Genomic DNA, 19,009 nt, shown 5'->3' on the forward strand with positions numbered 1-19,009 from the left:
CCATGACCCGTGACATCAAGGACCTTATCGTCGCCCTCGATATCGGCACCAGCAAGGTGGTGGCTGTGGTGGCTGAAATTTTGCCCGAAGGGCGATTCGAAGTGCTCGGCCTGGGCCAGCACGAATCGCGCGGCATGCGCAAGGGCGTGGTCGTCAATATCGAGACCACTGTGAATTCCATTCAGCGCGCGCTTGAAGAAGCCGAGCTGATGGCAGATTGCAAGATTCGCGACGTCTACACCGGCATTGCCGGCAGCCATATCCGCAGCTTCAATTCCAGCGGCATGGTCGCTGTGAAGGACAAAGAAGTCACCGCCACCGACGTTGCCCGCGTCATCGAGACCGCCAAAGCGGTGAACATCCCGACAGACCAGCAGGTGCTGCATGTGCTGACGCAGGAGTTCATCGTCGACGGCCAGGAAGACATCCGCGAGCCCATCGGCATGAGCGGCCTGCGCCTGGAAGTGCGCGTGCACATCGTGACGGGCGCGGTCAGCGCCGCGCAGAACATCGTCAAGTGCGTGCGCCGTTGCGGCCTGGAAGTGCAAGACCTGATCCTGCAACCGCTGGCATCCAGCCTGGCCGTGCTGACCGCCGACGAGAAAGAACTGGGCGTTGTGCTGGTGGATATCGGCGGCGGCACGACCGACGTCGCCATCTTCACCGGCGGCGCAATCCGCCACACCGCGGTGCTGCCGATTGCCGGTGACCAGATCACCAACGACATCGCCGCCATGCTGCGCACGCCGACGCCGGACGCCGAAGAAATCAAGCTGCGCTACGGCGTGGCCAAGCAGGTGCTGGCCAGCCCGGATGAGTCCGTGGAAGTGCCGGGCCTGGGCGACCGCGGCCCGCGCCAAGTGAAGCGCCAGGCGCTGGGCGCCGTGATCGAGCCGCGCGTTGAAGAACTGTTCACGCTGGTGCAGCAGGTGGTGCGCGATTCCGGCTACGAAGATCTGCTGGCCTCGGGCGTGGTCCTGACCGGCGGGTCGGCGCAATTGCCCGGCATGATCGAACTGGCCGAGGACGTGTTCCTGAAGCCGGTGCGCGTGGCGGTTCCCGAATATGAAGGCAGCCTGGCTGACGTGATGCGCAATCCGCGTTTCTCGACGGTGATGGGCTTGTTGCAGGAAGCACGGATGCAGCGCGTGCGCGGCCGCAAGGTCGCCGCCCAGACCGGCAATTTCAAGAGCTTGCTGGCGCGCATGAAGGAATGGTTTATGAATTGAAAGGTGCAGGTTGGGGCCTGCTCCTTGGTGTGACTCGCGGTTGTTTTGCGGGAAGCGCCAGAAAGAGGAGGCGTCTCAAACCCGTCGCGGACCTATGTAGTCGGCATCGGCTTTGAGGCGATTCACAAAATATAGGTTGTTGGGGAATTTTTGTGATTTGCAAAATCGGACTTGTGAGGGAGTCATCATGATGAACTTTGAGATGCTTGAGAACAACACCAAAGGGACCGTAATCAAGGTCGTTGGTGTGGGCGGTGCGGGCGGCAATGCGGTCGCGCACATGATTCGCAGCGGCGTGCACGGCGTGGATTTCATCTGCGCCAACACCGATGCGCAGGCACTGGCGGCGACCAACGCCCCGGTGCAAATTCGTCTGGGCCGTACTGGCCTGGGTGCGGGCGCCAAGCCCGAGCAAGGACGTGCGTCGGCTGAAACCGCGCGCGAGGAGATCCGTGCTGCGCTGAACGGCGCTCACATGGTCTTCATCACCGCCGGCATGGGCGGTGGCACCGGCACCGGCGCAGGTCCGGTCGTGGCCGAAGTGGCGAAGGAACTGGGCATTCTGACCGTGGGCGTGGTCACCAAGCCTTTCACGTTCGAAGGCAACAAGCGCCTGAAGATGGCCGAAGACGGCATTGCCGAACTGGCCAAGCACGTGCATTCGCTCATCGTGGTTCTGAACGAGAACCTGTATGAGCTGATGGACGAGGACGCGACGCAGGAAGACTGCTTCCGTTCCGCCGACGACATCCTGCACAACGCTTGCGCGGGTATCGCCGAAATCATCAACGTCGAAGGTAACGTCAACGTCGACTTCGAAGACGTGAAGACGATCATGGGCGAGCAGGGCCAGGCCATGATGGGCACGGCATCGGCTTCGGGCGCAGACCGCGCTCGCGTCGCTGCCGAGCACGCCATTGCTTGCCCGCTGCTGGAAGGCGTGGACCTGAACGGCGCTCGCGGCGTGCTGGTCAACATCACCGCCAGCCGCACGCTGAAGATGCGCGAAACGCGCGAAATCATGGAAACGATCCGCAGCTACGCTTCGGACGACGCGACCGTGATCTTCGGTACGGCCTATGACGAGTCGATGGGTGAAAACCTGCGCGTGACCGTGGTGGCAACCGGCCTGGGCCGTGCGCAAGCGCGTCCGCAGCTGGTTCAGAACACCGCTGAGGTGCTGCGCACCGGTACCGACAACATGCCCATGGGCACGATGCCGGCCGGTCAAGGCGGCGATTACCGCAATCTGGACATGCCGTCGGTCATGCGCAATCCGCGCAGCCAGGCGTCGGCCCAGGTGCGTGCACTGGAAAGCTCGGGCATGGATCACTTCGACATCCCGGCGTTCCTGCGTAAGCAAGCGGATTGAACCTAAGAGCCGATCACAGGCTCTAATCGCACTCCCTCATCTCCGGCTCGCCTGTCCCCGCGGGCGAGCCGGAGGCGGAGCGGTCCGTGTTTCCCTTGCACGTTTCAAATAAGGGACGGAGGTATCGGTCGGTTCTGGCGCACGTTGGCGTCATGGATCGGACAGCGTTACAATACGTCAGTTACGCCGGCAATCTGTACTCTTCGTGCCGGCTTCTTGGCTCCAAAGCACCTAAGTCTCATGTTCCGACAACGCAGCATTCAGAATCTAGTCCGCACGACAGGCGTCGGCGTCCACTCCGGACGGCGGGTAGAACTCACCCTGCGTCCGGCACAACCCAATACCGGTATTGTTTTCCACCGCGTCGACCTGCCCGAGGTCGTGGACCTGCCCGCGCAGGCCACTGGCGTGGGCGATACGCGCATGGCGTCCGTCCTGCAACAAGGCAACGTCCGCGTCTCCACGGTGGAGCATCTCATGTCGGCATTGGCCGGCCTGGGTATCGACAACCTGCATATCGACCTCACTGCCGAAGAAGTCCCCATCATGGACGGCAGTGCGGCCACGTTTGTTTATCTGTTGCGCTCGGCGGGCATCGTCGAGCAGAACGCGCCCAAGCAATTCATCCGCGTCAAAAAGACGGTCGAAGTGCGTGAAGGCGAAGGCCGCAACGAGAAATGGGCTCGCCTGGAACCCCACGAGGGTTACGCGCTGGCGTTCTCGATCGACTTCCGCCACCCCGCCATTGATTCCACGGCCAATTTCGCCGAGATCGATTTCGCCACGCACTCGTATGTGCGCGAGATCGCCCGTGCGCGCACCTTCGGTTTCGTGAACGAAGTGGAAGCGCTGCGTTCGATGGGCCTGGCCCGCGGCGGCAGCCTGGACAACGCGATCGTCATGGACGAGTACCGCGTGCTGAACAGCGACGGGCTGCGCTACGACGACGAATTTGTGAAGCACAAGATCCTGGACGCCATTGGCGACTTGTATCTGCTGGGCAAACCCCTGGTGGCGCGCTATGTGGCGTGCAAGTCGGGCCACGGCCTGAATAACCAGCTGGCCCGTGCGCTGCTTGCTCAGCAAGACGCCTGGGAACTGGTCACCTATGAATCGCAGGCAGAAGCGCCGCAGGCCTTCCGCCACGAATGGAAGCTGGCGTAACGCCGCTTTCTGATCGGGCCTGAACCGGGGCGTGTCCCCGGTATTCCCATCAGGCCCCTGCTTAAGGATGGCGCTGGCCGCCATCCGTTAGCGCAAAAATCGCCATCCGGTTGCAAACCATCGGGTCTAAACCCCCGAGAACTTGGTTTCGCTTCGTTTCCGGGCGCCCCTGGCGCCGGACAGGGCCGGATGGCTTCAGCTACGCTTGTGATGCTTCAAAAGCTTGGCGACGGCGTCGGCCAACGGGCCGGGACGCAGCGTGTCATGCAACGATTTGAACGCGCCCAGTGCGGTGTCTCCGAGCGGTTGCGCCTCTTTGGGAGGCAGCGGCTGACGGGCGCCGGGCTTCGGTAAACCCGCTTGTACCTTGACGGCAATTTCGTTAAGGTTCCAGCCTTGGTCGGCCAGGGCGCGCGCCACGCGCGGCGCCAATTGCCGCATCTTGGCGGCATGCGCGGCGCTTGGCACCACCAGATGCAGGCACTGGTTTTCCAGTTTGCCGACCTGGCAGACAGCACCTAGCGGGGCGGGCAGAACCGCCGCCACCGCATACTGAATTTGCAAGTGCTTGCGGGCAGTCGCCAACACACCGGCGCCCCGCATGTCATGACCCAGCCATCCCAGAGCGGTATTTTCTTTCCGCCGGCTGGCACTGGAACGTTGACGGTATGAAGTGGGTCTATTCATCCCGGCTATAAAGATTTAGGAAGCACACCTTGAAAATCGTGATTATGCACGCCCGCGACGGGCGGGACGGGCATTTCACCCTGGGAGGAGCGCGACTGGCGTTGTTTCTCGGGGCCGCGCTCGTGACGGCAGCCATCTTTGGCGCCGCGCTGCAACGATACCTTACTCCCATGCTGCCGGCGGTTCAGACCGTCGGGTGGCCGTTGGCCACTCAGCCGGGCCGGGACACTGATTTCCTGCGTGGAAACATGAACTTGCTGGCCGCTAAAGTTGGCGCGTTGCAGGCCAAGCTGGTCAGTATCGACGGCCTGGGCCAGCGCGTGGCCAAGGTGGCCGGCGTGGCCTATACGGACCCGGAGCTGGCCAAGCAATTGGCCGTGGCCCAACCCGAAGCGTTGACGCAGCCCGAAGCCACGCAGGTCATGGACGACCTGTTCACCGACCACCCGCCGCCCAGCGCGGCGTCGGCCGAAGCCTTGGGCCGCCAGCTGGACGAAATCCAGGCCCGGCTTGCGCAGCAGTCCGACAACCTGAAGCTGCTGGATGCGGCGCTGACCAAGCGGTCGGCCGACCAGGCCCGCATGCCGACCGCGATGCCGATCACCGATTACCCCTATCTGAGTTCGTCCTATGGCTGGCGCCGCAACCCGGTGACGGGGCGCACGGCCATGCATGAAGGGCTGGATTTTGCGGCCCCGTCTGGCACGCCGATTCTTGCGGCCTCTGGCGGCGTGGTGCTGGAAGCCAAGTTCCAGCCCGGCTTTGGCAACATGGTCGAGATCGACCATGGCGATGGCCTGATCACGCGTTACGCCCATGCGTCATCGCTGATGGTCAAGCAAGGGCAGCTTGTCGAGCGTGGCCAGCAAGTGGCCCGCGTGGGCAGTTCGGGGCGGTCTACCGGCCCGCATTTGCACTTTGAAGTCCGCCTTGCCGGACAGCCGCTGGACCCCCGATTGTTCCTGGGTTCGCAGCAGCCCGCGCCGCCCGCGGTGGCGCAGGCCACCACAAATGAACCTGCGGCGCGCTGACCGGTCCAACAGGACAATCAAAGCACCCTGGTCATAGATCCAGGCTATTACGCTCCAGGTGCGTTAAACTGGTTCGTTTCCCAGCGGACCCCCGCTCAACCAATAACATCAAAAGTCACGGGCGACGCTGCCCAGGCCTTGTGCAGGCGCGGCGTGGTACGTGCGGCCGACATACGCATGGTTTCTCTGCTCAAAAAACTCATAGGTAGCCGCAATGACCGGCTGCTTAAGCAGTATCGCAAGCTGGTAACCCAGATCAATGGGCAAGAGCCCAAGATTTCCGCGCTTTCCGATGCGGAGCTGGCGGCCAAGACCGACGAATTCCGATCCCGATACGCTCAGGGAACGTCCCTGGACGACCTGCTGCCCGAAGCCTTCGCCGTGGTTCGCGAAGCCGGCAAGCGGGTATTCGGCATGCGCCACTTCGACTCTCAGTTGCTGGGCGGCATCGCGCTGCACAGCGGCAAGATCGCCGAAATGCGCACGGGGGAAGGCAAGACGCTGATGGCGACGTTGCCCGTTTACCTGAACGCGGTCGCCGGCAAGGGCGTCCACGTCGTGACGGTGAACGACTATCTGGCCCGCCGTGATGCGGAATGGATGGGGCGCCTGTACCACTTCCTGGGCATGACCACGGGCGTGGTGGTGCCGCAGCAGCCGAACGAAGAGAAGAAGGCCGCCTACGCTGCCGACATCACGTACGGCACGAACAACGAATTCGGCTTTGACTACCTGCGCGACAACATGGAATACCGTGTTGAGGACCGCCGCCAGCGCGTGCTGTTCTACGCCATCGTCGACGAAGTGGACTCGATCCTGATCGACGAAGCCCGTACGCCGCTGATCATCTCCGGCCAGGCCGAAGATCACACCGAGCTCTACATCCGCATGAACGCGGTGCCGCCGCTGCTCAAGCGCATGGCCACCGAGCCCAAGCCGCAGGAGCCGGAACCCGAAGGTGATTACTGGGTCGACGAAAAGAGCCAGCAGGTCTATCTGTCGGAAGCCGGCCACGAGAACGCCGAAGCCATTCTGGCCCGCCTGGGCATCTTGCCCGAAGGCGAGTCGCTGTACGACCCGCGCCACATTGCGCTGATGCACCACCTGATGGTGGCTTTGCGCGCCAACAACCTGTTCTTCCGCGACCAGCAGTACGTCGTGCAAGACGGTGAAGTGGTGATCGTCGACGAATTCACGGGCCGCCTGATGGTGGGCCGCCGTTGGTCCGATGGCCTGCACCAGGCCGTCGAAGCCAAGGAAGGCGTGAAGATCCAACACGAGAACCAGACGCTGGCGTCGATCACGTTCCAGAACTACTTCCGCATGTACGAAAAGCTGTCCGGCATGACCGGTACGGCCGATACGGAAGCGTACGAATTCCAGGAAATCTACGGGCTTGAAACGGTCATCATCCCGACCAACAAGCCTATGATCCGCAAGGATCAGAACGATCAGGTCTTCAAGACTGATCCGGAAAAGTACAACGCAATCCTGGAAGACATCCGCGATTGCCACGAGCGCGGCCAGCCCGTGCTGGTGGGCACGACCAGCATTGAAAACTCCGAGCTGCTGTCGGGCCTGCTGAAGAAGGCCAAACTGCCGCACGAAGTGCTGAACGCCAAGCAGCACGCCCGTGAAGCCGAGATCGTTGCCGAAGCCGGCAAGCCGGGCCACATCACCATTGCCACCAACATGGCCGGTCGCGGTACCGACATCGTGCTGGGCGGCAGTGTGGATAAGCAGGTTGACCTGATCCGCGCCGACGAATCGCTGTCGGAAGCCGAAAAGAACGCACGCATCGAACAGGTGCGCGCGGAATGGAAGCCGCTGAACGAGCAGGTCAAGGCCGCTGGCGGCCTGCGCATCATTGGCACCGAGCGTCACGAATCCCGCCGTATCGACAACCAGCTGCGTGGCCGTGCCGGCCGCCAGGGTGACCCGGGTTCGTCCCGTTTCTACCTGTCGCTGGAAGATTCCCTGATGCGCATCTTCGCGGGTGACCGCGTGCGCGCCATCATGGAACGCCTGAAGCTGCCCGAGGGGGAACCCATCGAAGCAGGCATGGTGACGCGTTCGATCGAAACCGCGCAACGCAAGGTGGAAGGCCGCAACTTCGACATCCGCAAGCAATTGCTGGAATACGACGATGTGGCCAACGACCAGCGCAAGGTGCTGTATTCGCAGCGTAACGACGTGCTGGAAGCTGCCAGCGTCAGTGAAACGGTGAACAACCTGCGCGACGCCGCCGTGGTTGAGCTGTTCAACACCTACGTGCCGCCGGAATCGGTGGAAGAGCAGTGGGACATCCCGGCCCTGCAAAAGGCGCTGGAAGCCGATTGGCACCTGCATCTGCCGCTGACCGAAATGCTGGAAAAAGAAACCAGCCTGACGGACGAAGAGCTGCGCGAACGCGTGGTTAACGCCGCGCGCGAGGCCTACCAGGCCAAGGTCGATCAAGTCGGCACGGAATCGTGGTCGCAGTTTGAGCGTTCGATCATGCTGCAAGCGATCGACACGCACTGGCGCGAGCACCTGTCGTCGCTGGATTACCTGCGCCAGGGCATCCACCTGCGCGGCTATGCGCAGAAGAACCCCAAGCAGGAATACAAGCGCGAAGCCTTTGAGCTGTTCTCGGGCATGCTGGACCGCATCCGCGACGACGTGGTCCGCGTGTTGATGACCGTGCGTGTGCAGTCGTCGGAACAGGTTGAACAAGCCGAAGCCGAAGCCGCGCAATCGCATGTGCAAAACGTGCAGTACCACCACTCTGATTACGACGAAGCGTTGGCCCAGACGGAATCGGATGACGGTGCGCAGCCCGTGCGCAATGCGCTGCCCAAGGTTGGCCGCAACGACCCGTGCCCGTGCGGCAGCGGCAAGAAGTACAAGCAGTGCCACGGCAAGCTCGTCTGATCAGGAAATAACGCCATGCTGCATTCTGTCGGCCGCACCGAATTCGACCACGCCGTCGTGATGGTGCGCGACCGGCTGGATGCGCTGGCGCCGCACTTCGAGCGCCAGGGCTTTCACCTGAGCGACAAGGCGGTGCACAACTTGGGCTCGTGCAATCGGCTGATCGTGCTGGAAGGCACGTATGTTGAATTGCTGGGCTGGCCGCAAGGCGCGCCGCCTGCCCGCAAGGAAATCGCTGATTCTCCGTTCGGACTGGAAGCGCTGGTGTTTCGCACCTATGACGCTGAGGCCACGTATGAACGGTTGAAGGCGGCCGGGTTCGCCGTGAATCCGGTGCAGGAACTGACGCGCCCCGCGATGCTGGACGGCCAGGAAGTGCAGGCCCGCTTTCATACCGTGCGTTTTGCCGAGCAGCCCTTGCCCGGCATTCGCATGTATTTCTGCCGCCATCTGACGCCCGAATGCGTTTGGTCTCCTGAATTGATGGCGCACCCGAACGGCGCGCGCAGCTTGTTGCGTATCGACGCGCGCGCGGCGGATGCCCGGGCCGTGGCCGAGCGCTTGGCGCTGGTGGCGGACGTTACCGCCGAAGCCGCCACGGGCGGCTGGGATGTGCCGCTGGCCAATCTGCGTATTCACGTGCAGCAAGACGCAACGGCGGTCACGCCGGTGTTGTCCACGCTGACGCTGGAAAACCGCGACGGCGCGCACTACACGCTGGATACCGGCCTGTAAGTCTCCCCCCGCAGCCCGCTCCCTGCGGCCTCTCTCCTGCAGGCCCCTTCTGCAGGCACTTTCTGCGGCACCTCCTGCGGCACCTCCTGCGGTTACTCATCCCTGTTTTTAATGCCCATCCCGGGCAGAAATGCGCGCGTTTTTGCCGTGCGCATTTCCGGGCAAACCCGAGTTGCGAAGCAAAGTGTATGCACTTTAGTATGCACTTCATCCCCCTTCGCCAGCCGCCCTGATGACCCACCCCCCTTCAGCCATCCGACCCGCTGCCCGGACGTCCGCCGGACAGGCGGAGCTGTATGGCGCGGTCAAGGCGATGGCGGTGCGGTTTGATTTCAAGCCGGGCGAACGCATCAACGAAGTCGAGCTCGCGCGCCGTTTGAACGTCAGCCGCACGCCGTTGCGTGAAGTGCTGAATCAATTGATGGTGGAAGGTTTTCTGACGCGGTCGGTGAACCGTGGCTTCATCGCCCGGCTGCTGGACGCCAAGCAGATCCATAGCCTGTACGAATATCGCGCTGTGCTGGAGGCCGGCATTGTGCGCGCGGCGTGCGAGCGCGCCAGCGACGAAGAACTGGCCAGCCTGCGCGCGTTCGTGGAGCGGTCGCGCGATGTGCCCGAAGACAGCGACGCCACGCGCTTGCTGGAGCTGGACGAAGCATTCCACCTGCATCTGGCGCGCCTGTCGCGCAACGAAGAGTTCGTGCGCGCCCTGGAAAGCGTCAATGCCCGCATCCATTTCGTACGCTGGATTGACATGCAGCAGGGCCGCCGCAGCCATACCCAAGGGGAACATCTGCGCATCGTGCAGGCGCTGGAACAGCGGGATGCCGATGGGCTGGCCGGGCTGATGAGCACGCATATCGGCCGGCGGTTGGATCAGATCACCGACGTCATACGCACCGGTTTTTCAACGATTTACATGCGGGACCAGGCCGAACCCGCCACGGCAGCGCCGGCCAACACTACAACAGCAGGGGAAAAAAAATGACTCATACGATGAAGCGGATTGCAGCGAGCTTATGCGCGCTGGCCGCGGTGGGGGGCGCCATGTTCGCCGCGCCCGCCGCCGCCGAAGAACGGCCATTGATCCTGGTCGTGCCGTACCCGCCGGGCGGCAGCACGGACATCCTGGCGCGCATCTTGCAGCCGCGTTTGTCGCAGCAATTGGGCGGGCGCGCCGTTGTCGTGGAAAACCGCCCGGGCGCCGCCAGCCAGATCGCAACGGCCTTTGTGGCCCGCGCGGAACCCGATGGCAACACGTTGCTGGTCAGCTTCGACAACCACGGCATCAACCCCGCCGTGAAGCCCAAGCTGCCCTACGACACGTTCAAGGACTTCGTCGCCATTTCGCAGACCGTGCGTTTTCCGCTGGTGATCGGCGCCAACCCGAACGTGCCTGGGGATAACTTGAAGGAGTTCCTGGCGGCCGCCGCCAAGGAATCGCCCAACAAGTTCAACTACGCCTCGACCGGTGTCGGGTCGCTGAACCACCTGGCGCCGGAAGAACTCAAGCGCCTGTCGAAAGTGGAGTTGCTGCACGTGCCATATGGCGGCGGCGGTCCGGCCATTCAGGCGGTGGTGGGCGGTCAGGCCAATATGACGTGGCTGAGCTTTGCGGCGCTGCGTGGCCAGATCCAAGGCGGCAAGATCAAGCCGCTGGCGGTAGCGGGCGAAAAGCGCCTGCCCGAATTGCCGAATGTGCCGACCGTGATCGAGTCCGGCTTCCCCGGCTTTGTCGCCTATTCGTGGAGCGGCATGTTCGCGCCCAAGGGCACGCCGGAAGCCACCGTGAAGAAACTGACGGCGGACTTCAAGGCGGTGCTGGCCGACCCGGAAATCAAGAAGAAGGTCACCGAAGCGGGCTTCGAGATCGTAGCGTCTGACGGCCCTGCGCTGGATGCGTACGTGAAGTCGGAGTACGACCGCTGGAGCGCCTTCATCAAGAGCAGCAACATCAATCTGGATAACTGAGCGGTGGGCGGCCGGACGGCTTGCCGTTCGGCCCCATCCGCGAAACACGTGGAGATGACATGGAAAATTTGACCGGCGCCGAAGCCATGGTGCGGATGCTGCAGCACAACGGCGTCAAACATATTTTTGGCCTGTGCGGCGACACCAGCCTGCCGTTCTACGACGCGCTGTACCGCCTGGACCACGGCATGCAGCACATCCTGACGCGCGATGAGCGCAGCGCGGGCTATATGGCGGACGCCTATGCGCGCGTGACCGGCAAGGTCGGCGTGTGCGAAGGCCCCAGCGGCGGCGGCGCAACGTATCTGCTGCCCGGCTTGGTGGAAGCCAACGAATCGTCTATTCCCGTGCTGGGCATCACGTCAGACGTGGCGGTGGGCTCGCGCGGCAAGTATCCGCTGACGGAACTTGACCAGGAAGCCTTGTATCGCCCGCTGACGAAGTGGAACCGCACGATTGATCGCGCTGACCAGATTCCGGGCATGGTGCGGGCGGCGTTTCGCGCCATGACGACGGGCAAGCCGGGCGCCGCGCACCTGTGCTTTCCGTATGACGTGATGAAGCAGCAAGTGGATGCGTCGGACGTGTGGGCGCAGCCCGAGCACGGCCAGTTTCCGTCCATGCGCTTTGCGCCGGACCCCGCTGACGTGGCCCGCGCCGCGCAGCGCCTGATCGGCGCGCGTTCGCCGGTGATCATTTGCGGCGGTGGTGTCGTCATCGCCGGCGCCAGTGGCGCCTTGCAGGAACTGGCGGAAACGCTGAAGGCGGCGGTTTGCGTCACGGTCAGCGGGCAGGGCAGTTTGGCCGATACGCACCCGCTGAACGCAGGCGTGGTGGGTTCGAACGGCGGCGTGATGGCCACGCGCGACGTGGTGGCCGCTGCCGACGTGGTGCTGTTCGTGGGGTGCCGCGCGGGGTCCACGTCGACCGAGCACTGGCGCTTCCCGAACCGCGACGTGCCGATTTTGCACATCGATATCGACCCGATGGTGATCGGCGCCAACTACCTGACCGAAGTGGGTCTGGTGGGCGATGCCAAGCTGGCGCTGCAAGCGCTGGGCGCCGAAGTGCAGGCGCGTCTGGCGCATCGCAACGCCGACGCCGTTGACGGCGCGGTGCTGGCTGGCCGCGCCAAAGCGGCCCGGCTGGCGCAACTGGAGCCGCTGGCCAACAGTCTGGAAGCCCCGATCCGCCCCGAGCGTGTCGTGCAATCGCTGAACCGCCTGCTGCCCGATGATGCGATCGTGTGCGCGGACCCTGGCACGCCTTGCCCGTATTTTTCGGCTTACTACGACGTGTCGCGCCCCGGCCGGCACTTCATCACCAACCGCGCGCACGGCGCGCTGGGCTTTTCGATGTCGGCGGCGCTGGGCGCCTGGGTTGGCCGGCCGCAGTCCAAGTGCGTGTCCGTGATGGGCGACGGCAGCTTCGGTTTCACCGTGGGCGAACTGGAAACCATCGTGCGTCACAAGGCGCCGCTCTTGATGATCGTGTTTTCGAACTCGGTCTATGGCTGGATCAAGGCCAGCCAGAAGGCAGGCTACGACCAGCGCTACTACAGCGTGGACTTCAACCGCACCGACCATGCCCGTATCGCCGAAGCGTATGGAGTGAAGGCGTGGCGCGTGGAAGACCCGTCCAAGCTGGACGCCGCGATCAAGGCCGCCATGGAACACGACGGCCCGGCGCTGATCGACGTGGTGGCGCAGCCGCTGCAAGACGCGGCCGCGCCGGTCAGCCAGTGGATGGGCTGATACGGCATGGCGGGGATGCGGCAACGGTGGCGCAGTGTTGCGGCATCCATGCATAAAGGGGCCCTTCGGGGCTCCTTTTTTTGTGCCGGAGCGCGGCGCGCGCTCCTATACTGATCCGCTTCGGCGCGCAGGCGCGTGGCCTGCGGCACATTACAGGGGAATCGGGCATGGACTTGGGGATCAGTGGCAAGACGGCTTTGGTGTTTGGCGGCAGCCGCGGCATGGGCCGGGCTTGCGCCCTGCAATTGGCGCGGGAAGGCGTGGCGGTCACCATCGCGGCCCGCAATCCGCAAACGCTTGAGCAAGCCGCGGCCGAGATCTCGCACGAAACCGGCATCGGCGTGGGCTGGGTATCGGCCGATCTGACGCAAGCCGCCGGGCGCGATGCGGCATTGGCCGCCTGCCCGCACCCCGACATCCTGATCAACAACGCCGATGGCCCGATGCCGGGCGACTTTCGCGACTGGACGCGGGACGACTGGATTGCGTCGCTGGACGCGATGATGCTTGGGCCGATCGACATGATCCGCCGCGTGGTCGACGGCATGATCGAGCGGCGCTTTGGCCGCATCGTGAATATCGTGTCGCGCAGCGTGAAGGCGCCGCATGCGGAGCTCGGCCTGTCCAACGGCGCGCGCTCAGGGCTGGTCGGTTTTGTGGGCGGGCTGGCGCGGCAGACCGTGCGCCACAACGTCACCATCAACAACCTGCTGCCGGGGGCGTTCGCGACCGATGCGCAGGTGCGGCACATCCAGGGCATGTTGGAGCAGTCCGGCGGCAAGACGTTCGACCAGCTTTGGGACGAGCGCAGCCGCGCCAATCCGGCGGGGCGCTACGGACAGCCCGAAGAAATGGGCGCCTTGTGCGCGTACATCTGCTCGGTGCATTCCGGCTACATGACCGCGCAAAACATCCTGATCGACGGCGGCGGCTACCCCGGCACGTACTGAGGATTCCCCATGGACCAGACAGACATCAAGATCCTGGCCTTGCTGCAAAAGGACGCCACCTGTTCGGTTGCTGAAATTGCCGAGCAGGTGAACCTGTCCGTCACGCCATGCTGGCGCCGCATCCAGAAGCTCAAGGACGATGGCGTCATTGCGCGCAACGCCATCCTGCTGGACCCGCGGGCGCTGGGGCTGAACCTGACCGTCTTTGTGTCCATCAAGACTAGCCAGCACAACGAGAAGTGGACGCAAAGCCTGATCAACGCGGTGATGGCGCTGCCCAATGTGGTGGAGTTTCATCGCATGGCGGGCGATATCGACTACCTGCTCAAGGTGGTCGTGGAAGACATGGCCGCGTATGACCGCTTTTACCGCCGGTTGATCGGTGCGGTGGATCTGCTGGATGTCAGCGCGAGCTTCTCGATGGAAATCATCAAAAGTACGACGGAATTGCCGCTGGACGCGGTGTAACGGCCGGCGCGCAATTTTTTTTCTTGGGCGAGGGCTGCGGCGGATGCAAATTTCTTTCGGCGTGTTGCACAAGGCCCATCTCGCAATTCTTTTGCGCGGCGCTCGGCGTAGGATATCGCTCATTCCTGCTAGGGAATGAATCGGGATATCAGAGGACCCTATGTCGTTGGCAGTACCCGCCGGCTGTGCCGGTTTGGCCAAATCGCGGCAAGCGCTATCGGTGGACGACCTGCTGGCCGGCTGGAACGGCGCCGACGATTTATGGGTGTTCGCGTATGGGTCCTTGATCTGGCATCCCGGTTTTGCCTGGCGCGAGCGCCGCTTGGCGACGGTGCGCGGCTATCACCGATCGTTGTGCTTGTGGTCTCACGACCATCGCGGCTCGCCTGATAACCCCGGGCTGGTGTTCGGCTTGAACCGGGGCGGTTGCTGCCGTGGCGTGGCATATCAGATTTCGGCGGCCGATGTGCGCGACGTGTTCCAGGCGCTCTGGCGCCGCGAGATGGTGACCGGCGCCTACACCCCCCGTTGGCTCACGTGCCATACCGAAGCCGCGCCGGTGCGCGGGCTGGTCTTCCTGCTGAACCGCGCTTGCGATGAATACGCCGCTGACCTGAGCGACGACCGCCTGCTCGCGTGCATACGCAATGCCGTCGGGCATTCGGGGCCGTGCCTGGATTACGTGGTGGAGACCGAGCGTGCGCTGCGCGCGCACGGCATTGACGATTGGCGGCTGGGCGATCTGGTCCGCAAGCTGGGCCACGCTTTTTGACGCTTGGGCCCTGCGCCTTAGAAGTGCCAGCGGCCGAACATGTACAGCACGTTGCCTGCGCCGGAGGCGCCGGGAATGTAGGTGGCGTAGAACATGGCGTCTTTGTAGCCTGCGCCCACCAGCGGCAGGATGCCGGGGAACGGCACGTAGCTCATGATGTCGTGCCGCGCGGTCAGGAACACCGTGTAGCCCGCGCCCAGCCGGAAGTTCTCGCTGACTTGTCCGATCTTCAAAAAGCCGTAGCCGGCAATCGGTTCGACCTTGCTGTGCGAATCCAGGAACGCCATGGCGTACAAGCCCTGCCAGTCGCCGTCCTCGTCGTAGATGCTGCGGCCATAGCCGCCACCCCACGCCAGTTCGTTGAAGCTGTCGATTTTCTCTTTGCTGTACATGGCGCGGTTGTGCCAGGCGTAGCCGGAAACGTAGAGGTCGTGGCCGCCTTCGGTCCAGATCTGGTCCAGGCGATTACAAGCGGACTGCGCCCAAGAGGGCATACCATCACAGGCTTGAGCAGCGGCGGCGAAAGTCGAGAGCAGCAAGCAAAGGACGGCTGCCCGGAATTTGGCGGTCATTACGGGTACTAAGGGATGAAGATGACAATTCCATTACTTTACATGGAGTCATGGGCATATCCCTGTCAGACCGCTGTCATGAAACAGTGTTCGAATGCCTCTGCCCGCGGAGCGCGGGCAGAGGGCCAACATAGATTAAGAATTCTCTGTGGCGGCCAGGCTACAGCAGGAAGAGCGTCGCCAGCCCCAGGAAGATGAAGAAGCCGAGCGAGTCGGTGGCGAAGGTCAGCAGCACGGACGATCCCATCGCCGGGTCCTTGCCGAAGCGGGCGCGCACCATCGGCACCAGCACGCCGACGGACGCGCCGACCAGCATGTTGCAGATCATCGCCGCCATCATCACGAGGGCGATCGAGAGCGAATGCGAGATCACCCAGGCGAACAAGGCGGCGACCAGGCTGCCGCACAAGCCCACCAGCAAGGTCACGAACAGCTCGCGCTTGACCAGCTGCCACAGGTTGCGTCCGGTGATCCGGCCCATGGCCAGCGCGCGGATGATCAGCGTCATGGTCTGGTTGCCGGAGTTGCCGCCAATGCCGGCCACGATGGACATCAGGAAGGCCAGGATGACGATCTGGCTGACCGTGCCTTCGAACTGGGACGCCACGAAAGACGCCGTGGCGGCGGTACAGAGGTTGAACAGCAGCCACGGGGCGCGGTTGCGCAAGGCGGTGCTGACCGGGGCGAAGATGTCTTCTTCTTGCAGACCGGCGCGCGACAAGGCCTGTTCTTGCGAGTCTTCACGCATCACGTCCACGACGTCGGCGATGGTGACGCGGCCGATCAAGCGGCCCTGGTCGTCCATCACGGGGGCGGACACCAGGTCGTAACGTTCAAAGGCGCCGGCCGCGTCGGCGTCGGAATCCAGCGGGTTCAGCGCCAGGAAATCCGAATTCATCACGGCGCGCACTTCGGTTTCGGGTTCGCTGACCAACAGGCGCGACAGCGGCAGAATGCCTTGCAGCTTGTCCTGGCGGTCCACCACGAAAATTTGGTCGGTGTGGTCGGGCAGCTCGTGCAGGCGGCGCAGATAGCGCAGCACCACTTCCAGCGTGACGTCTTCACGCACCCGGACCATTTCGAAGTCCATGATCGCGCCCACGCTGTCTTCCGGATAGCCCATGGCTTCCAGCAGCTGTGCGCGTTCTTCTTCGGTCAGGCCCTTTTGCACTTCCGCCACCACGTCGGGCGGCAGGTCGGGCGCCAGGTCGGCCAGCTCGTCGGCGTCCATGTTGCCGGTGGCGGCGACCAGGTCTTGCCGGTCCATCGCTTCAATCAGCGATTCCCGCACCCAGTCTTCGACTTCCAGCAGCACGTCGGCATCGTGCTCGGGGCTGACCAGCTTCCAGATGGCCTGGCGTTCGTCCTTGGGCAGCGATTCCAGGATGAAGGCGATATCGGCCGGATGCAGGCCGTCTAGCAGGGTCTTGAGTTCGGCCTCGTGCTGGCGGTGCACCAGGTCTTCAACCAGCGTGGCTTTGGCGTCGCCTTCTTCTTGGCGATGCACCAGATCGGCTACCAATTGCTGGCGGCGCAGGCGTTCCTGCACTTCGGCCAGGGCGGTCTGTGCGTCTTCCGGGTCGAGGCGGCGTGGCGTCGCGGGCGGTTTCTGCGCGGCGGCGGACTGCGTCATGCGTTACGGCTCAAAGAGTGGGGAGGGGGCGGCTGCGCCGCGCTTCGTCGGTGGCGACGTATGTCAGGGTGGCCTCGGTGACCTTGACGACTTCGGCGTCCAGGCGTTGGCGTTCCGCGTAGACCTCGACCGACACCGTGATCGACGTCGTGCCGGTCTTGACGATGGCGGCGTAGAAACTGAGGAGGTCGCCCACGAACACGGGCTCTTTGAACTGAAAGGCGTTGACTGCGACGGTGGCGACGCGGCCAGCCGCGCGGCGGGCCGCCGGAATGGAGCCGGCGATGTCGACTTGGGACATGATCCAGCCGCCAAACACGTCCCCATGGATATTTGCGTCGGCCGGCATCGGCATGACGCGCAATACCGCGTCGCGATCGGCGGGCAAAGTCGTAAACGGGGATTTGTTGCTGGAGGTCATGCGGCCGACTCCACTGCTAGGGAACCAGCCGATTATGCAGGAAAAAAGCGACTGCGGCGTGCATGGAAGGGCGGCCGCCGCGCTTTGCGGCGGCGGCCGCGCGGATCAGGTCGCCAATTTGACGATGCCGTAGCCGCCAACCAACAGCCACGCGTACAGGATCAGGCCCAGGGCCATCACGCGGGGGCCGGCCTTCTTGATCTGGGCAAAGCGGGTTTCGATGCCCAGCGCCGTCATGGCCATGGTCAGCGCAAAGACATCCAGGCGGCGGATGGCGGCGATGGCGTCGGCGGGAATGATGTTCAGCGAATTGATGATGGCCAGCACCAGGAAGCCGACCGCAAACCAGGGGATGGGCAGCTTGGCGCCCTTGGCCTGGCCGCCCGCGTGGCTGGCGGCGCTGCGCAGGTACATGCCCAGCACCAGCAGCACCGGCACCAGTAGCGCCACGCGGGTCATCTTGACGATGGTGGCGACTTCGGTGGTGGCGGGATCAATATTGCTGGCCGCGCCGACCACCTGCGCCACTTCGTGGATGGTGCCGCCGATATAGATGCCGAGCGCCTGGGTGTCCAAGTTGAGCCAGCCGGCGTGATAGAGGATGGGGTACAGGAACATGGACAGCGTGCCGAACAGCACCACGGTGGCCACGGCCACGGCGCTCTTGTGCGGGGCGGCGCGCAAGGTCGGTTCGAACGCCAGCACGGCGGCCGCGCCGCAGATGGCGCTGCCTGCGGCGGTCAGCATGGCGGTGTCGCGATCCAGGCCCAGCATGCGCTGGCCGACAACGGTGCCAATCAATAAGGTGCCGAGCACGACGGCCACGGAAACGGCCAGCCCGGGCAAGCCCACGGCCGCGATCTGCTGAATGCTGATGTTCAAACCGTAGAAGGCGACGGCGATGCGCAGCAGGCGCCGCGCGGTGAAGTTCACGCCCACGCTCCAATCCGCCGGCATGGTGCCGCGCAGGAAGTTGCCATACAGCATGCCGCAGACAATGCCGACCACCAGCGGCGAAAAGCCCAACTGGCGAATGGCGGGCAGGTCCGCCAGCTGCATGACGGCCGCGGCCATCAGGCCGACGAACAGCACGCCGTTGAGTTTGTCGCGCCACGGGGTGGCGGTGGCCGATGCTGCGGCAGCCGATGCTGCGGCAGCCGGTGCTGCGGCAGCCGGTGCTCCCGGGGCTGCGGCTGCTGTCGCGGGAAGTGGAACTGCGGTGCTGGTGGTGGTGCTCATGATGGCCCTTTGGGCATATCTAAATAACTTCCCGAAATATTAGATGTGCCACTACTATTTGAAAAATCTTTATTTTGAATATGTAATATCGGAAATTC

17 protein-coding genes are annotated in these 19,009 nt (G+C 63.6%); 12 read left to right on the plus strand and 5 right to left on the minus strand.

What is annotated here, in order from left to right; genetic code table 11:
* The first annotated feature begins 2 nt into the window (after positions 1-2).
* The 3 genes from ftsA (at position 3) to lpxC (ending at position 3,765) form a co-directional block, all read left to right on the plus strand.
* A complete protein-coding gene (gene ftsA, locus ACFZAI_RS07230) occupies positions 3-1,229 on the plus strand; it encodes a cell division protein FtsA (protein WP_006217473.1) in 1,227 nt (408 codons plus the stop codon).
* A 187-nt stretch (positions 1,230-1,416) separates the two neighbouring features.
* Positions 1,417-2,601, plus strand: a complete 1,185-nt coding sequence (ftsZ, locus tag ACFZAI_RS07235) for a cell division protein FtsZ (RefSeq protein ID WP_391566302.1) — start codon at positions 1,417-1,419, stop codon at positions 2,599-2,601.
* Positions 2,602-2,841: 240 nt separating this feature from the next.
* Positions 2,842-3,765 (plus strand): UDP-3-O-acyl-N-acetylglucosamine deacetylase, encoded by a 924-nt coding sequence (gene lpxC / locus ACFZAI_RS07240; RefSeq protein WP_054420456.1) that lies wholly within the window; start codon positions 2,842-2,844, stop codon positions 3,763-3,765.
* Positions 3,766-3,960: 195 nt separating this feature from the next.
* On the opposite strand, the gene ACFZAI_RS07245 is transcribed toward lpxC, so the two are convergent.
* On the minus strand, positions 3,961-4,368 hold the full coding sequence (locus ACFZAI_RS07245) for a DciA family protein (RefSeq protein ID WP_391566303.1): 408 nt from the start codon (positions 4,366-4,368) through the stop codon (positions 3,961-3,963).
* A 128-nt stretch (positions 4,369-4,496) separates the two neighbouring features.
* Between ACFZAI_RS07245 and ACFZAI_RS07250 the strand changes: the two genes are divergently transcribed.
* The 9 genes from ACFZAI_RS07250 (at position 4,497) to ACFZAI_RS07290 (ending at position 15,046) form a co-directional block, all read left to right on the plus strand.
* Positions 4,497-5,483 carry a M23 family metallopeptidase gene (locus ACFZAI_RS07250; protein ID WP_054420459.1) on the plus strand — a complete coding sequence of 329 codons (987 nt, stop codon included), beginning with the start codon at positions 4,497-4,499 and terminating at the stop codon, positions 5,481-5,483.
* Between the two features lie 177 nt (positions 5,484-5,660).
* Complete coding sequence (gene secA, locus ACFZAI_RS07255) at positions 5,661-8,396, plus strand: preprotein translocase subunit SecA (RefSeq protein ID WP_391566304.1); 2,736 nt, start codon at positions 5,661-5,663, stop codon at positions 8,394-8,396.
* A gap of 15 nt (positions 8,397-8,411) precedes the next feature.
* Positions 8,412-9,131, plus strand: coding sequence for a VOC family protein (locus ACFZAI_RS07260; RefSeq protein ID WP_391566305.1), 720 nt, complete (start codon positions 8,412-8,414; stop codon positions 9,129-9,131).
* Positions 9,132-9,363: 232 nt separating this feature from the next.
* Positions 9,364-10,119, plus strand: coding sequence for a GntR family transcriptional regulator (locus ACFZAI_RS07265; RefSeq protein WP_391566306.1), 756 nt, complete (start codon positions 9,364-9,366; stop codon positions 10,117-10,119).
* Positions 10,116-11,102, plus strand: coding sequence for a tripartite tricarboxylate transporter substrate binding protein (locus tag ACFZAI_RS07270; protein ID WP_391566307.1), 987 nt, complete (start codon positions 10,116-10,118; stop codon positions 11,100-11,102). The genes ACFZAI_RS07265 and ACFZAI_RS07270 overlap by 4 nt, the downstream gene beginning before the upstream one ends.
* 59 nt (positions 11,103-11,161) lie before the next feature.
* Positions 11,162-12,856 (plus strand): thiamine pyrophosphate-binding protein, encoded by a 1,695-nt coding sequence (locus ACFZAI_RS07275; protein ID WP_391566308.1) that lies wholly within the window; start codon positions 11,162-11,164, stop codon positions 12,854-12,856.
* A gap of 167 nt (positions 12,857-13,023) precedes the next feature.
* Positions 13,024-13,806 carry an SDR family NAD(P)-dependent oxidoreductase gene (locus tag ACFZAI_RS07280; protein WP_391566309.1) on the plus strand — a complete coding sequence of 261 codons (783 nt, stop codon included), beginning with the start codon at positions 13,024-13,026 and terminating at the stop codon, positions 13,804-13,806.
* 9 nt (positions 13,807-13,815) lie between these two features.
* Positions 13,816-14,274: an Lrp/AsnC family transcriptional regulator gene (locus ACFZAI_RS07285; RefSeq protein ID WP_006226278.1), complete on the plus strand. Its 459-nt coding sequence runs from the start codon at positions 13,816-13,818 to the stop codon at positions 14,272-14,274.
* A 160-nt stretch (positions 14,275-14,434) separates the two neighbouring features.
* Positions 14,435-15,046 (plus strand): gamma-glutamylcyclotransferase, encoded by a 612-nt coding sequence (locus ACFZAI_RS07290; protein WP_391566310.1) that lies wholly within the window; start codon positions 14,435-14,437, stop codon positions 15,044-15,046.
* A gap of 17 nt (positions 15,047-15,063) precedes the next feature.
* Here ACFZAI_RS07290 and pagP read toward each other — a convergent pair whose 3' ends face one another.
* From pagP to ACFZAI_RS07310, 4 genes are all read right to left on the minus strand, one after another.
* Entirely contained in the window at positions 15,064-15,618 is a 555-nt protein-coding gene (gene pagP, locus ACFZAI_RS07295; protein ID WP_391566311.1) for a lipid IV(A) palmitoyltransferase PagP, read from the minus strand.
* Positions 15,619-15,778: 160 nt separating this feature from the next.
* Positions 15,779-17,251, minus strand: a complete 1,473-nt coding sequence (gene mgtE, locus ACFZAI_RS07300) for a magnesium transporter (protein WP_391566312.1) — start codon at positions 17,249-17,251, stop codon at positions 15,779-15,781.
* A gap of 10 nt (positions 17,252-17,261) precedes the next feature.
* On the minus strand, positions 17,262-17,672 hold the full coding sequence (locus tag ACFZAI_RS07305) for an acyl-CoA thioesterase (RefSeq protein ID WP_391566313.1): 411 nt from the start codon (positions 17,670-17,672) through the stop codon (positions 17,262-17,264).
* Positions 17,673-17,777: 105 nt separating this feature from the next.
* Positions 17,778-18,911 (minus strand): YeiH family protein, encoded by a 1,134-nt coding sequence (locus ACFZAI_RS07310; RefSeq protein WP_391566314.1) that lies wholly within the window; start codon positions 18,909-18,911, stop codon positions 17,778-17,780.
* Positions 18,912-19,009 lie beyond the last annotated feature (98 nt).

This window comes from Achromobacter sp. NPDC008082, from assembly GCF_042957345.1.
Taxonomy (GTDB): Bacteria; Pseudomonadota; Gammaproteobacteria; order Burkholderiales; family Burkholderiaceae_B; genus Achromobacter; species Achromobacter kerstersii_A.